The sequence below is a fragment of the Bacillus sp. FSL K6-1106 genome (assembly GCF_038005245.1).
GTDB lineage: Bacteria > Bacillota > Bacilli > Bacillales > Bacillaceae > Bacillus > Bacillus altitudinis.
In genome coordinates, this window is the sequence record NZ_JBBOSV010000002.1 from 729,403 (window position 1) to 746,870 (window position 17,468).

General features: G+C 45.8%; 3 protein-coding genes. All 3 read right to left on the reverse strand.

Going from position 1 to position 17,468, the window contains the following annotated elements:
- Positions 1-56 precede the first annotated feature (56 nt).
- A complete protein-coding gene (locus MHI20_RS18280) occupies positions 57-3,890 on the reverse strand; it encodes a non-ribosomal peptide synthetase (protein WP_340940389.1) in 3,834 nt (1,277 codons plus the stop codon).
- Positions 3,891-3,934: 44 nt separating this feature from the next.
- Entirely contained in the window at positions 3,935-14,629 is a 10,695-nt protein-coding gene (locus MHI20_RS18285; RefSeq protein WP_340940391.1) for a non-ribosomal peptide synthetase, read from the reverse strand.
- Between the two features lie 19 nt (positions 14,630-14,648).
- Positions 14,649-17,468, reverse strand: a 2,820-nt coding sequence (locus tag MHI20_RS18290; protein ID WP_340940393.1) for a condensation domain-containing protein, incomplete at its 5' end; no start/stop codon positions are given.

Sequence of the window (17,468 nt, forward strand, 5' to 3'; positions counted from 1 at the left end):
TCCTTTCCTTTTTTGTTAGGCAGGACTGCAAGGCTGCATCCTGCCTAATCTAAAGTTTACAAGACTCGTTCTCTATTTGTTTGATTGACAATATGTTTGATCAGCTTTGCATTTTGAGCTGCACATTCTTTATGTTTGAACATATCAGCATGCCGGCCATAGCCTTGGTATTGGGTAAAAGATCCGGCCGTTGCCTGTGTCCACTCTTCCATCCAGTCCGGGATCGCTATTTGTTCTTCAGATTGGATGAACGTAATATCTGCCTGTATTTTGCCTTGATTCACCCCCTTAACAAACGTTTCATAGTAGGCGCGCGTCTTTTGGGCAAGCGCTTCTTGAACGATCTCCCCTTGAGCAAGTTCGCTTTGTTTCGTTTGATGAACAATCGCTTCAATATCATCATCAATGGATCGCCCTTCTAAATCACTTTCTCCAATTTTCTTATAGGAATCGATCATGATGACCTTCTCGACTGTCCGTCCTCCTTGTTCAAGCGCTTGAACAAGCTCAAAGGCGAGGTAACATCCGCCTGAGTACCCCATCAACGTCAGCGGCCCTTTTGGCTGAAGGTGCTGAATATGCTGAACGTACTGCGCCATTCGGTTATTCGTTTCAATAAAATCAAAGGCGATCAACCGGACATCATCAAGCGTTTTTGCTGCTTCCTGATAGATAAAGCCGTAGCCTGGTAACGGCGGAAGAGCAAAGACTGTTGATGTTTGAGATTCATTGAATACAAGATAGCCAGCGGTTTCCCCGTCCTGATGCTGAATATAATGACTAAGCGCTTCAATCGTCGGGGTCTCAAACAACAAATGGATCGGCACCTGAACCTCAAACTCTTTTGATACTTTGGACAAAAGAGACATCGCTTTTAAAGAATGTCCACCAAGCTCAAAGAAATGGTCATCTGTGCTAATATCTTCTCGTTCAAGTACTTCCCGCCACATCACCAACAGCTTTTGTTCCACTTCATTTGCGGGCAGTTTCACACGGCGGTTTCCTTGCGGCGCCTCTGGTTTTGGTAGCTGGCGTTTATCAACCTTCCCGTTTGGCGTAAGTGGGAGGTTCTCCAGTTCAATCAGCTCATGAGGCAGCATATAAGCTGGAAGACGCTCTTTCAGCCTTGATTTGATGTCATCGAGTTTGCCTTTCCATGCATCATCACACGTGATGTAGGCAAGCAGCCTTGTATGATTGGTTTCATCATGATCCGCTAGGAGTACAGCTTGTTTTACACCTGGGTGCATGAGTAGGTTGGCTTCAATTTCTGTCAGTTCAATTCGGTGTCCTCGAATTTTTACCTGATCATCAACTCTGCCTGCATACTCAATCAGACCGTCTTCTCGAAAGTAAGCTAAATCCCCTGTGCGATACAGACGCTCACCCGAAGCGAAAGGATGAGGAATAAACACTTGTTTTGTCAGATCAGGACGATTCAAATATCCTTTTGCCAGTCCTTTGCCGCTCAGACAAAGCTCTCCAACCATTCCAATCGGCTGAAGCTGCCTGTGCTCACTCAATATATAAGCGCCCGTCTGGTTGAGCGGCTTCCCAATTGGAATAGAATGTGACTCTAACGGGATCGCTTCATCTATCGGATAATACGTGGCAAAAACCGTTGATTCGGTCGGGCCGTATACATTCAACAATCTGCCTTTTCCCATCACATCAAAGGCTTTTCTCACATGCTGAACCGATGCCCTCTCTCCCCCAAACAGCACCTTACGCACACCGCGCATCCAGTCTGTTCCTTCATCAACGAGAAGATGGAATAAAGCGGTTGGAACAAACATGACAGAAATATGCTCTCCTTTTATCAGCTCAGTGAGCTTCCCCATATCTAAAATGGTTTCTTTTTGCGGCAGGACAAGCTTTGCTCCGTTTAAAAGCGCACCATATACATCAAATGTAAAGCCATCAAATACACTATTTGATAACGACAGCAATGTATCTGTTTCTAAAATAGTTAAGTAATTCGTATTTTTGACCACCCGGGCAATATTGGAATGGGTCGTCATGATGCCTTTTGGCTGTCCGGTTGTTCCTGATGTATACATGATGTATGCCGTATCATCTAAACCAGCTTCAAGTGGCAGATTCTCTGAGCTCATCAGTAAAATTTCTTGGTCATCTGCAAAAAGATACGTGCCATCAAATGCGAGTGACCTCGTCTGACTGATAAAGGATGAATGAGTCAGAAGATGCGTCGCTCCGCTGTCTTTCAGCATATATTGGATACGGCTTTCTGGATAATCTGGATCAATCGACACATAGGTGGCACCTGCTTTTAAGACAGCGAGTAAGCTGACAATGAGTTCAGGTGTCCGCTCTGCTAAAATGGCGGTCACCGTTTGATGATTGACCCCATTTTTTTGCAAATGCCTTGCCAGTCGATTGGCTTGTTCGTTCAGCTCCGCATATGTCATCGTGTGATCACCTGCTGATAATGCCACTGCATTCGGCTGTTTTCGGACATTATGTTCAAACCACTTTGTCAAATAAAGCTGATCATGCTCCAGCTCAGGTGCATTCCATTCCTCTAACATTCGCTGCTTTTCCTGCTTAGTCACAAGTGTCAGTGTATGAACTGACTGATCTGGATGTTTGATGGTCCCTTTGATCAAAAGGGTCAGCTGATCCTTTAATTTATGGACAAATGCAGGATCAAATGCACGCTGATTAAAGGCCAGCTTCAGCTGCAATCGTTCCCCAGGTGACGCAAGTAAATTGAGATCATAGTTCGATTTTTCATAGACATTCATGTCTTCTACTGTAAAGCCAAGCAGTGACTCCTGCTCGTCTTTCTTTGCAGCAGGGACATTCTCAAACACCACAATATGATCAATGAGCTGCTGCTGACCTGCTTTAGCCTGAATATCATAAATCGGGATATATTGGTGCGGTTCAGCCGCTAAAGACTGCTGCTGCGTCTCTGATAATAGAGAACGGAACGTCATTTGGTCTGTCAGCTGAATTCGTCTTGGAATGACATTGATGAACAATCCCACCATCCGATCCACACCAGCCAAATCTGCCGGACGTCCTGACACAACCGTTCCAAACAACACATCGTTTGAGCGCTGATACCTGCTGAGTAAGATAGACCAAACCGATTGAAGCGCACTGCTTAACGTGGCATTCTGCTGCAAGGCTAACTCTGATAAAGCAGCTGTTTCTTCTTTACTCATGGCCCATTCGATTTCGCCTAATTCATGCTCATTTGTTTGCTTTCGCTGTTCTTTAAAAGTCGATTGCCCCTCAAAGCCAGCCAAAGATTGCGTCCAATATTCAAGTGAGGCTTGTTTATCTTGTTTTTCCAGCCATTGAATATATTCTTTATATGGCTTGACTGGCTCCAGCCTGTAAGGGATGTCATGCAAAAGTGCATGATAAATCGCAAACAATTCCTGTACAACTAGACCAAAACACCAGCCATCTAGAAGGATATGGTGATAGCTCCATATCCAGCGATAGCTTGAAGGACCCGTTTGAAAAACAGAGGCCCGCATGAGCAGATCCTTCGAGAGATCAAATCCTCTTAGCTGATCCTTTTGTTTAAAACGATCGATACGTTCAAGCTGTTCACTTTCAGAAAGATCCTGTATGTCCACAATATCAAGCTGGAAAGGTCGATTCTTTAATACAACTTGGACAGGACGCTTCACTTTTTCGTGGAGGAACACGGTACGAAAAATATCGTACCGTTCCACGATGATATTCATGCTTTTCTCAAGCAGATCAGACCGAAGTGTCCCCTTTACGTTCATATCCATTTGTTCTACATAAAAGCCTTTTTCTTGATGATGGAGGGTATGAAACAGCATTCCTTCTTGCATCGGTGACAGATAGTACATATCTTGAACTTGATCCCTTTTAAATTGACTCATCTATTTCATTCCTCCTTTCCTTTTTCATGACTGATCTAGTGGTGTTACGTCAATTTCTCCTCGAGCATGTCAAAGATATCGTCCATTTCATCCATTTCAAGGTCTGCAGCCGAGAAGTCACTTGGCGTAAATTCTCGCTCTTGATGCGCTAAGCAATGAGTGATGATGGATCTGATTTTCTCCTTCAACAATGCGATGAACTGCTGTATCGTTTGTTCTTCATATTCACTTGCACAATATGAGCACGACAGAATGAATTGATTGTGCTGAACAAGACCGCTGAGGTTCAGCTTATAAACAGCTTCTGATTCAGGGCTTGCTTGACGGCCCATATCATAGGTTGAGGGCCCAAAGAGTTCTGTCGTCACTTCCTGATCAATCTGCCCGAGATAGTTCAAGCTGATTTCAGGCTGCACGTGTTTGACTGACGGTTCGGATGGTGTCATGTATCTTAAAATACCGTAACCAATCCCTTTATTCGGTACACGCCGCAGCATCTCTTTCGTTCCTTTGATAGCGTCTGCAATGGTCTGATTCGGCTTCGCTTCAAGAACGACTGGATACATGCTCGTAAACCAGCCAACTGTGCGGGATATATCTAATCCTGATAAAATATCCTCTCTTCCATGACCTTCAAGCTGTACATGTACATGAGATTGTCCTGTCCATTCCTGAACGGCCAGCCCCAGCGCACATAGAAGAATATCATTCATTTCTGTTGTGTACGGAAGATGGATATTCGTTAACAGATGCTCGGTTTCTGCTTCTGTCAGCTGCATTTTGACCGCTTTCGTATCCGCGACTTTTCTTTCTTTTACTTCATGGTCAACAGGTAAAGTCGTAAACGGTCTATTTTCAATCGCCGCCCAATACTCCTTCTGGTTTTTTAGCAGCTGCGACTGCGCGTATCGTTCAACCGCTTCTGCCCATTCTTTGAAAGAGTGCGTTTTTGGCGGCAGAACCATCGTTTCTCCTTTTTCTGCCTGATGATAAAGAGACATAAAGTCTTCTAGTAAAATCCGGCAAGAAACGCCGTCAATCACAAGATGATGGGTGATGATGAGTATGTGATCACCGTTTTCTGTATGGAAACAAATCACTTTCATCAATGGACCTTTTTCAAGATTCAGTTGACGCTGATACTCATTGGCGTATGTTGAAATCGCCTGTTTCACATCTTGCGCTTTTGAAACATCACAAGAAATAATTGAAAATGGTTCTGATAGCTCCCGCTGATTGTATTGCAGAATGTCATCATGCTCCTGTCTGAACACCATGCGCAGTGCATCATGATGTGAGAGTAGTCTTTGCAGAACTTGTTCTGTGACAGCCAAGTCAAACCCTTTTGGCGCATGAAGCATCATTGATAGATTCCAGTGGTGCTGGTGATCAAAGTTACGCTCAAAGAACCAGCGCTGAATCGGTGTTAAAATGACTTCCCCTTCCACAGGTGATTGATCAGCTGTGAGAATATCCGCTTCTTCGATATATGGGCGAAGCTCCGCAATCGTTGGGTATTGGAAAAGCAGTTTCATATCGAGCTTCCAGCCTTCTTGCGTGAGTCTGCTTGCCATTTGGATGCCTTTAATCGAATCTCCGCCAAGGAAGAAGAAATGGTCGTGAATACCAACTTGGCTGACGCCAAGCACATCTTCCCAAATGCCGCAAAGCAGTGCTTCCACTTCATCTCTTGGCGCTTCGTATGCTGTTTGATTCGCTTCCATATCAGGTGCTGGCAGTGCTTTGAGATCCACTTTGCCATTTGCCGTCATCGGCATTTGGTCTAGCTTGATGATCCATGATGGCACCATATAGTCAGGCAAGGTGCGCTTTAAGCTTTCTTTCAAAGTGGCCGCTTCTTCATCTGTGATGGCGTAAGCGACAAGAGCGTCTTGATCACTTGCGTCTTTGACCGTTGTCACGACGGCTTCTTTCACTTCATTTAGCGCAAGGAGCTGCGCTTCAATTTCTGATAGCTCAATCCGGAATCCGCGGATGTTCACTTGATGGTCTTTTCTACCGAGGTAGATCAGCTCGCCATCCTCTGTCCATTTCACCAAGTCGCCTGTACGGTACATGCGCTCTCCAGGATAAAACGGATCCGGGACAAACCGTTTGTCCGTTTCCTCTGGGAGATTCCAGTAGCCTCTTGCCAGTCCTTTCCCCGCAATCACGAGCTCACCCGGTACGCCTTGCGGCGAGAGGTCATATAACGAACCCTTAATGTAAAAACGAGTATTGGCAATCGCTGTTCCGATAGGAAGCGTGCCTTGATCTGGATCAATGATCCCGCTTGTCGCCACGACCGTATTTTCTGTTGGGCCGTAGTTATTGACGAGTTTGTATGGAACGGGCTTCACCTGTTTCAGCTTGTCCCCGCCTGTCAGTAAGTAACGGAGAGAATGATTGTCCATCGACATAAACTGCTCACATAGCTGTGTTGGCAGGAACGCAATGGTGATGCCTTCGTCATTGAAATACGTATTGAGCTTGATCATATCGAGGCGAATCGCTTCGTCGATGATATGAAGCTCTGCGCCGGCCATCCACGTCGGGAACATCTCCCAAATGGAGGCATCAAAGCCAAAGCCGGCATATTTGGCGGTTCGGTCTTGTTTCGTCACCTGGAAGGCATCATTGTGCCAGTAAGCCAGATTGACAAGAGACTGGTGCTCGACCATGACACCCTTCGGCTGTCCAGTCGTTCCAGATGTGTAAATCATATAAGCAAGATCCGTTGGTTTGATAGGAACCTGAATCTCGTGTGCTTCTCCTTCTACCGCCTCTTCTATGAAGAGGGTATGACCTGTGAATGAAGGTGGTGCAGTGAGCCCTTTCTGAATCAGAAGGACCTCTGCCCCGCCATCTTCCAGCATGTAGGCAATGCGCTGCGCTGGATAATCGGCATCAATCGGCACAAATGCCGCACCTGCCTTGAGAACTCCGAGAACAGCGGCTGTCATCTCAAGCGATGGACGTGTGAGAATGCCAATGCGGTCTCCCGGTTTTGTGCCGCTGGAAATGAGTCTTGCGGCGACTGTATTCGCCCGGTTGTTCAGTTCTTCATACGTCCAGCTTGTGCCGCAGAAAGTTGCAGCTTTTTGATCAGGTACTTCCTGTGACTTCGCCTCAATCAATGCATGAACCGTTTGATCTGTCGGGACATTTAGATAAGGTCCGGACCATTCATCAAGCAGATGTCGCTCTTCTTCTTTTGTTAAGATGGAGATGGTCGAGATCGACTGATTCAATTTCGCAAGCATTTCGTCTATGATTCGCTCAAAATATTGACTCCATCGCTGAATGGTACTCTTTTTAAATAATGCCGCTGCATATTCAAAGCGCAAGCCCACTTGATCTTGTTCCTCAAAGACACCGAGCGTTAAATCAAATTTTGCCTGAACGGCTTCTTGCTGTTTGTGCGAAAGCGTAAGTCCATTCAAATTCGGTAACGTCAGATCACGCTCATCCGTTGTCATCATGACACTAAACAACGGGTTGCGGCTCGTGTCTTTCGGAAGGTCTAACTGCGCGACCAAATCCTCAAATGGGAATCCTTGATGTTCATAAGCTGATAGATTGTGATCTCTTATTTTTTCTAGCAGATGCTCTGCAGTTTCTTCTAACTGAACGTCATGTCGAAGGGCCAGTGTATTCACAAACATGCCCGGGATCCGTTCGATTGACGCATGTGTACGTCCAGCCGTTACAGCCCCTATCACGATGTCATGCTGCCCAGTCAATTTATGAAGGAGAATGGCAAAGGCCGTTTGCATCACCATGTTCAAGCTCACACCTTTTTCAGCCATGAGCGCTTTGATATGCCGCGCCTTTTCAGCAGACAGCCATCTATCAACCCGGTCTCCTGCAAATGACTGCACGCTAGGCCGCGGGAAATCAAGCGGAAGTGCCAAGTCTTCTGGTGGCTGTGCATATTGCTCCAGCCAATACTGCCGCTGTTTTTCAAGTGCTGCTTGCTGCTCTTCCTCTTGCTGCCATACCGCATAATCCTTGTAGTGCAACTGAACTGGCGGTAACGTCTTATGCTCATACAACTCCGCTAATTCTTGAATAAGCAGACTGCGTGTCACTCCGTCTGCGATGATATGGTGCATATCCATCATGAACACATATTTGTCATCAGACAGCTTTGCCACTTTTGCTCTCATTAGAGGTGCTTGATGTAATGAGAATGGTGTCATGAAGTTGTCTACGACGGATTGTACCTGATCGCTTTCTACTTCAACCATCTGTAACGTAAACGGCACACGGCGATAGATTTTTTGGACGGGACTGCCATCAATTTCAACAAAGGCTGTCCGCAATGACTCATGTCTATCAATTAAAGCTTGAATCGCTCCTTCTAGCTGCTTCAGATCAAGGTTTCCTTCCATCATGAAAACGGCTGGCATATGGTAGGTGACGGATTCTGGATGCAACTGCTGTAATACGTACATTCGCTTTTGTGCGGAAGAGACTGGATAGAAATCTTGCTTTTCCGCTGGCTGAATGGATGTGACGAGCGAAGCATCAGCTTCTTCCAAATAGGCAGCTATCGCCCGTATCGTTGGCTTTTCAAAAAGAACCTTGAGTGGAACATGCTGATTCAGTTTGGCTTGCATTTTCGAAATGAGCACCATGCCTTTCAAAGAATGCCCGCCTAATTCAAAGAAATGGTCATCAATGCCGACTTTTTCAATCTCAAGAACATCTGACCACATATCACAAAGCGTCTGCTCAAGCGCCGTTTCTGGTGCTGCATGTGCCGTGCGGTTCATATGTGCCTCATGAGGAAGCGGCAGAGATTTTGCATCCACTTTTCCGTTTTGCGTCAGCGGCATATGATCCACTTTGACAAAATAAGTAGGAATCATGTAATCCGGTAGTGTCTCTGAAAGCTTTTCTCTAAATGTCAGCGTTCCAATGTGATCAGGTGCTGTATAATATAACGCCAGCTCCGGTAAACGAGATGTGTTGATCACTTTGACATACACTTTTTGAATGGTTGAAAGGGCACGTGCGGCATGCTCAATTTCTTGTTTCTCAATTCGATAACCGCGAATTTTCACTTGATCGTCTACTCTTCCAAGGAATTCAATCTCCCCATTAGCATGCTGTCTAACCAAATCTCCCGTTCGATACATCCGCTCTTGAGGGAAATAAGGATTTTCAAGAAAACGCTCCGCTGTTAATTCAGGCTGATTCAAATAACCTCTTGAAACACCATCACCTGAAATATAAAGCTCCCCCGGTGCACCATAAGGAACAAGGCGCTGCTCGCGATTGCATACGAGCGCTCTTGTATGAGCAATAGGCTTTCCAATGATAGAACGCTCCTTTAAAGCGTCCAGCTCATGCGGTGTCATTAGCTTGCTCACTGTACCAATCGTTGTTTCTGTCGGACCGTAATGGTTCATCACTGCCACGCATGGATGCTGCTTCATAAATGTCGCAACATCTTCAGAGACAATCGGTTCTCCTCCCAATACCACAAGCCGTAAAGCATCAAATGTATGACCCTTCGAATCTGCCATCATATGAAATAAGGATGGTGTCATTTTGATATAAGTCAGCTCTTGTTCATCAATAAAACGCATGAGACGTACAGGGTCTGTATACACGTCTTCATGAGGAATATAGAGTGTCCCGCCTGCTTTTAGAACAGGGAAAATGCTTGTGTAACCAAGGTCGTATGCATAAGAAGACAGGAGTGCCGTTCGATCGCATTCTTGTAAAGTCACTTCATGTGTCAACCAATTGACGTAGTGTGATAGATTACGGTGCGTGAGCTGTACACCCTTTGGCTTCCCTGTTGTTCCAGATGTGTAAATCACATAAGCCAGTTGATCAACCGATACGTCTGGCAGGTCTAGGGAATCGTTTCGTTGGACGGCTTTCTCCACATGTACGACCTGAATCGACTTGAGATGCTGATACGAATCGCCAAGAGACTCATTTGCCACGATGACTTTTGCCCCTGAATCTTTTAATGTGTAACGAATACGTTCCGCAGGAAAAGCTGGATCAATTGGTACAAATGCACCGCCTGCTTTCATTACACCTAGCATCGAGACAATGACATAGACAGAGCGATCAAGAATAAGTGCGACTGTGCTTTCTTTCTCTACGCCTTGCATCTTCAGCTCACTGCAAAGAGCATTGGACATGTGATCTAGTTCACGGTAGGTCAGCTTCCTTTCACCATCCATCACCGCAATGGCATCAGGCGTTTCCATGGCTTGACGTGAAAATTGCACATGGTACGGCTCATGTTGACCTGTTTGTTCCCCATCCCTTTTCTCCAGCCGCTCCATTTGCTCATGCTGATCCAAGAGGTTGAACAAGCCAATTTGTTCATTCGGATGCTGGACCGCCTCACGAATAATCGCAAGAAGATGTGTTCCGAACCGGCGGATGGTTTCCTCTTTAAATAATGCCGTTGCATAGTCTAGGCTTAGTTTTATTTCTCCCTCACGTTCAAATGCTTCTAGAGACAGATCAAATTTGACGGATCGGTGCTGCATTGCATAAGGCGAAATGTTCAGATCGCCGAGCTTTAGTGCAGGAACATCCATGTTCTGCATATTAAACGAAACACTAAAGAGCGGGCTTCGGGTTGTATCACGATCAAGCGGTAGACGCGCGATTAACTCTTCGAGCGGATAGCTTTGATGTGCAAAAGCATCTACACTCGTTTCTTTTATTTCTTCAAGCAGCTGTAAAAATGACTTTGTTTGTTCCGGTTTTCCGCGCATCGCAATGGTATTGATGAACATCCCTGGCATGTCCTGAATATCTGGATGTGTTCGCCCCGCAACAGGAGATCCGACAATGATATCTTCCTGTCCACTGTAGGATGCGAGCAGCACTTGAAATGCAGATAACAAGAACATGTACAGTGTCGTATCTGTTTTCTTGAGCAGCTCATGAATACGCTGAGTTGTCGCTTGATCACAGCCAAACATCACCCGTTCTCCAGAAAAATCACGTTCCACTGGACGCGGGTAGTCTGTCGGCAAATCTAAAACCGGTACATCTCCTTGGAATTGTTTCAGCCAATACGCTTCATGTGCACGCTGTTTCTCTGTTTCTTCTTCACTTAACTGCCAGACAGCGTAATCTTTATAATGAATGGCTCTTTCTGCAAGTGCCTCTCCATCATAGGCTTTCGCCAAATCCTGAATGAACGTCTTCATGGAGCTGCCATCTGTAATCAGGTGATGTGCTTCCAGAACTAATAGATGACGATCATGACTCACTTTGAGCAGCTGTGCCCGCAGGAGGGGAGCGGCTGTCAAATCAAACGGCGCCTGACGTTCAGCAAGAAATGCCTCGGCCTCTTCTTCCTTTACATCATGGATGGGGAGGTCAAATGCCGATCGTTCATGTACCCTTTGGACGATGTGCTCGCCTTTCATATGAAAACTCGTTCTTAAAATTTCATGCGTTTGAATCAATTCATCAAATGCTGAGGTGAGCCGCTGATGATCGAGCGTACCCTCAAGCGTTAAGACGATCGGAATATGATAGTTCGTACTCTTAGGTTCAAGTGTTTGTAAAATGTATAAGCGCCGCTGAGCTGGTGACACTGGATAGTTCTCCGCCTTCGCTGCGGGTAAGATCGGATGTCCTTGTTCTTCTTGACCGTCCTGGTCAATGTATGACGCAAGCGATCGAACCGTTGGCTTTTCGAATATCACTTGAATCGGAACTTCCTTTTGGAACACTTCTTGGATTTTGGCTGACATCATCATTGCTTTGAGTGAATGTCCGCCAGTCATGAAGAAATGCTCATCTATTCCCACCGCTTTCCCAAGCAGTTCCTCCCAAATTTGAGCAAGCGCCTTTTCCGTCTCGGTTTCAGGTGGAATGATCCTGATTTTTTCACGATCAGCTTCGTCAGGCGTTGGTAAAGCTTTTCGATCGACCTTTCCGTTTGTGGTAAGCGGAAAAGCATCTAGCTTCATGACGTGATGAGGTACCATATATGCTGGCAGTGCTTGATTAAATAGAGCCCGCACTTCTTCTTCCGTGATCTTTCCCGTATAGTAAGCGGTCATTTCTTTTTCATCTGAAGGAGACTCATGGATGAGCACAACCGCATCATCGATCCCCGTCTCTTGTTGAAGAATCGTTTCAATTTCACCGAGCTCAATACGGAAACCACGAATTTTCACTTGATCATCTGTCCGTCCGAGGAATTCGATTTGACCATTTGAACCGTACCTAGCCAAATCTCCTGTTCGATACAAACGCCCTTCTGCCTTGAAAGGATCAGCGATAAATGCTTGCTTTGTTAATTCTGGACGATGGAGATATCCTCTTGAGACACCGTCTCCGCCAACATACAGCTCTCCTGGTGCGCCAATTGGCTGAAGTCTTTGATTGTCATCTAAAATGTAAGCGGACGAATGATTGATCGGCTGACCAATTGGAATCGTGCCCGTTTCATCCCCTATCACCTCATAAATGGTCGAGATGGTGGTGTTTTCTGTGGGGCCATACGCATTCAGTAAAACAAGTGATGGATGATTTTTCTTCACAAGCTCTGCACTTTTCACATTGATCACATCACCGCCTGTGATCAATTTGGACAGTCCTTTAAACATATGCGGCCGCTGCTGAGCGAGTTGATTAAACAAACCAGTTGTTAAAAAGAGCGCCGAGATTTGATTCGTTTGGATAAAGCGTTCAAACCGGTTGATGTCCAATAACGTGTCACGGTCAACAGGATAAAGCGTTGCACCGTTCAGCAGTGTGGTGAAAATTTCAAAAGTAATGGCATCAAAGCTGACTGCTCCTGTATGTGCCATACGATCCGACTTGTTCAAGCCCAGTGTCTCCTGAGAACATGCCAATCTGACAATATGCTGATGCTCAATTTGAACACCTTTTGGCTGGCCGGTTGACCCCGACGTGTACATGATATACGCCAATTGCGAAGGAGAGGTCTCGACTTCGAATGGTCCGTTGGACTGATCCGATATGTCCGACACACGAACGGCTTGGATACTTTCATGAACTGGCGGCTGGCTGTCCGCATAGAGCAAAACGGATGCGCCGCTGTCTTCAAGCATAAAGCGGATTCTCTCCTCTGGCTGGGCTGGATCAATTGGTACATAAGCAGCCCCTGCTTGAAGAATCGCTAAAATGGCGATCACCGCTTCAGCAGATCGATTCATATACACTGCGACGGCATCTTCTTGTTTCACTCCGCTATCAATCAAATATCCCGCAACACGATGGATTTCTTGGCCGAGTTCTTCATAGGTGAATGCCCGCTCTCCTTCGACTAACGCTAGATGGTCTGGCTGCGTTTGAATGCGTTCTTTAAGAAGCTCAGGAATAGACAGATGCTTTGGATAATCTCGTTCTGTCTTGTTCCATGCTTCAATCTGCTGTTTTTCTTCTTCGGTGATACACGTCACGTCATGAAGGCGAACTTCCGGATTCTCGATGATCTGCTTCATGAGGTTGGTCAGGTGTTTCGATATTTTTTCAATGACCTCTTCTTCAAAAGCAACCGCATTGTATTTGATTTTCAATGTCCATGTTTCACCTGGATATACAAGGACATTTAGATCGAAATTCGTTTGTTCAAATCCGTCTTTTACATCAATGGAAAACCCTAGACGTTCCGACATAGTGTCACCAGATAGCTCTTGATCTAAAGGATAGTTCTCAAATCCGACCAAGTGATCGAAGAGTTGTCCTCCTGCAGCTGTCTGTTGCTGAATGTCATAAAGCGGCATAAAATCATAGTTTTCCGCTTCCAGCGCATGCTGCTGAACTTTTTGAAACAGCTGTTTGAAGGTGTCTTCCTGATTCATTTCTACCCTGACCGGTATTGTATTGATAAAAAGCCCTGCCATCTGTTCTATCCCAGCCACACTTGGCGGCCTGCCAGATACGACTGTTCCGAAAGTGACATCATTTGTAGCATGGTAAGTGCCTAAAAGAACCGACCAAACAGCCTGGAATAGATTTGGTGCTGTCACTTGGCAATTCCTTGCGATCTCTTGAATGGTGCTGACCATTTCAGCATCCCATGTGAACGTCCATTCCTGATGGTCATATTGTCCGTTCGCTTCTTTTTGCTGCAAAAGCCCTTGATGCTGAATCGCACCATCTAAGCGATCCTTCCAATAGCCTTCCGCTGCTTGTTGATTTTGCTTGCCAAGCCACTGGATATAATCTGCATAAGGTTTTCCTTGTGAGCGATCCGGCGTTTTGCCGTTCCGATAAGATTCGTAGTAATGAAACAATTTTTTCATCAAAACTCCCATGGACCAACCATCCATGATGATGTGATGGTTGCTCCAAATGAGATGCCAGTTTGTTTCATTCAGTTGAAAAACAGCGACCTTCAATAACAAATCATTCGTTAAATGGAAGCCTTGCTTTCTCACTTGCTTTTTATATTGATCTAGTACCTTTTGCTGTTCCTGATGATTCAGGTGAGATAGATTCTCTCTATACACATCTAGATTGCGCTCTGCCAGTACAACCTGACGCGGCTTCTGTAATTGCTGATAGACAAAGGCTGTACGGAGAATGTCATATGTGCCGATGAGCTCATTGAGACTTTTTTCAAAAAGATCGAGATCAAACTCCCCTCTTATTCCAAGCTCCAGCTGTGTGAAATAAGAGGACGAATTAGGGTCTAGCATGGCATGATATAACATACCTTCTTGCATTGGTGTTAAAGGATATACCTTTTGAATCTTCTGTTTGCTCATAGTCCACCTCTTCGTTTGCTTAAAATATATCCATTAGCTTTTCAAGTTCATCCATGGTCAGGTCATCGTCTCCTACATCACTAGGCGTAATTTGCGCTTCATCTTGTGATACACAATGTGAGATGAGTGCCTTCACGTTCTTTTCTAAAAGGTCCTTAAACTGTTCCATCGTTTGCTCTTCAAATTCAAGCTGGTGATAGGATATCGTCATCTGGAACATGCCCTGTTCTACGAAACCAACAATATCTAATGCATGAGGTTTCTCTGATTCTGGACTTAATGATTGACCTGCCTGCCAAGTGGATCGACTTAGTTCACCCCCGCCAATCTGTTCATCAAACTGACCAAGATAGTTAAAGCTGATATCTGGCGTGACATCAAATGCGAGACCGCCCTTCATTTTGTCAGGCGTTAAGTATTTTAAAACGCCATAGCCGATTCCCTTGTTCGGAATGTGTCTAAGCTCTTCTTTCAAAAGCTTGATTTGATACGAAAGATCCTCCGCATGCGACAAATCAAGCAGCACAGGATACATGCTCGTAAACCAGCCGATGGTCCGCGACACATTGACCGCCGGAAGGATGTCTTCCCTTCCATGTCCTTCAAGGTGAATAAAGTGTCTGTCTTCTCCTGTCCACTCTTTCAGGGTCAATCCTAAAGCGGTTAGCAAAATGTCGTTGATTTCCGTGTGGTACGCCTCATGTACTTCTGTCAGTAGGCTGCGTGTTTCTTCCTCAGACAGCGTAAAGCGAATGGTTTTTGTATGCAGCATTCTTTGATCCTCTGTGACATGATCCTTTTGCAGAGGTGCAGTTAAATGCCCAAGTACCTTTTTCCAATAGTCCCTTTCTGCCAGCAGCTCATCTGACACTGCGTATTCCGTCAACTTCTGGGCATATGCTTGGAATGAATGTGTTTTTTCAGGAAGTGTCAGCTCCTCCCCGTGCTTCGCCTGCTCATAAAGAGCCATGAAGTCTTCAAGGAAAATACGCCATGACACACCATCAATGACAAGGTGATGTACAACGAGCAATAAGTGATCTCCATGATCCGTACGGAAAATCGCAGGTTTGACTAATGGTCCCTCTGTTAAAGAAATACTCGCCTGCACTTCATTTGCTAGCTTTTCTACCTGCTGGATTTGCTGTGATCGTTCTCCTTGTACTTCTATCACGTCCACCGCTACATCGTTTTCGTCTACTCCACGATGACGCTGGATGATGCGTCCTTCTTCTATCGGATAAACCAATCGCAAAGCATCATGATGGGTCATCATCTGCTCGAGCACTTGTTTGACAAGCACTTCATCCAAACCATTTGCCGCATGGAGCATAACGGACTGATTCCAATGATGTTGGCTGCTGAAGTTCCGTTCAAAGAACCAGCGCTGTATCGGTGTTAAAATAACCTCTCCTTCGACAGCTGACTGATCGGCTGTGAGAAGGTCCGCTTCTTCGATATATGGGCGAAGCTCCGCAATCGTTGGATATTGGAAAAGCAGTTTCATATCGAGCTTCCAGCCTGCTTGCGTGAGTCTGCTTGCCATTTGGATGCCTTTAATCGAATCTCCGCCAAGGAAGAAGAAGTGGTCGTGAATACCAACTTGGCTGACGCCAAGCACATCTTCCCAAATGCCGCAAAGCAGTGCTTCCACTTCATCTCTTGGGGCTTCGTATGCTGTTTGATTCGCTTCCATATCAGGTGCTGGCAGTGCTTTGAGATCCACTTTGCCATTTGCCGTCATCGGCAGTTGGTCTAGCTTGATGATCCATGATGGCACCATATATTCAGGCAAGGTGCGCTTTAAGCTATCTTTCAACGTATCCGTTTCTTTATCTGTGATGGCGTAAGCGACAAGAGCGTCTTGATCACTTGCGTCTTTGACCGTTGTCACGACGGCTTCTTGGACTGAATCCAGCGCAAGGAGCTGCGCTTCAATTTCTGATAGCTCAATCCGGAATCCGCGGATGTTCACTTGATGGTCTTTTCTACCGAGATAGATCAGTTCGCCATCCTCTGTCCACTTCACCAAATCACCTGTACGGTACATACGCTCTCCTGGATAAAACGGATCTGGGACAAACCGTTTGTGCGTTTCCTCTGGGAGATTCCAGTAGCCTCTTGCCAGTCCTTTCCCCGCAATCACGAGCTCACCCGGTACGCCTTGCGGCGAGAGGTCATATAACGAACCCATAATGTAAAAACGAGTATTGGCAATCGCTGTTCCGATAGGAAGCGTGCCTTGATCTGGATCAATGATCCCGCTTGTCGCCACGACCGTATTTTCTGTTGGGCCGTAGTTATTCACGAGTTTGTATGGAACGGGCTTCACCTGTTTCAGCTTGTCCCCGCCTGTCAGTAAGTAACGGAGAGAATGATTGTCCATCGACATAAACTGCTCACATAGCTGTGTTGGCAGGAACGCAATGGTGATGCCTTCGTGATTAAAATACGAATTGAGCTTGATCATATCGAGTCGAATCGCTTCATCGATGATATGGAGCTCTGCGCCGGCCATCCACGTCGGGAACATCTCCCAAATGGAGGCATCAAAGCCAAAGCCGGCATATTTGGCGGTTCGGTCTTGTTTCGTCACCTGGAAAGCATCATTGTGCCAAAAAGCAAGATTGACAAGAGACTGATGCTCGACCATGACACCCTTCGGCTGTCCAGTCGTTCCAGATGTGTAAATCATATAAGCGAGATCCGTTGGTTTGATAGGAACCTGAATCTCGTGTGCTTCTCCTTCTACTGCCTCTTCTATGAAGAGGGTATGACCTGTGAAAGAAGGTGGTGCAGTGAGCCCTTTCTGAATCAGAAGGACCTCTGCCCCGCAATT

Bases quoted from the DNA above. Each gene is read 5' to 3' on its own strand.
- MHI20_RS18280 (WP_340940389.1), bottom strand. From the start codon at position 3,890: ATGAGTCAATTTAAAAGGGATCAAGTTCAAGATATGTACTATCTGTCA.
- MHI20_RS18285 (WP_340940391.1), bottom strand. From the start codon at position 14,629: ATGAGCAAACAGAAGATTCAAAAGGTATATCCTTTAACACCAATGCAA.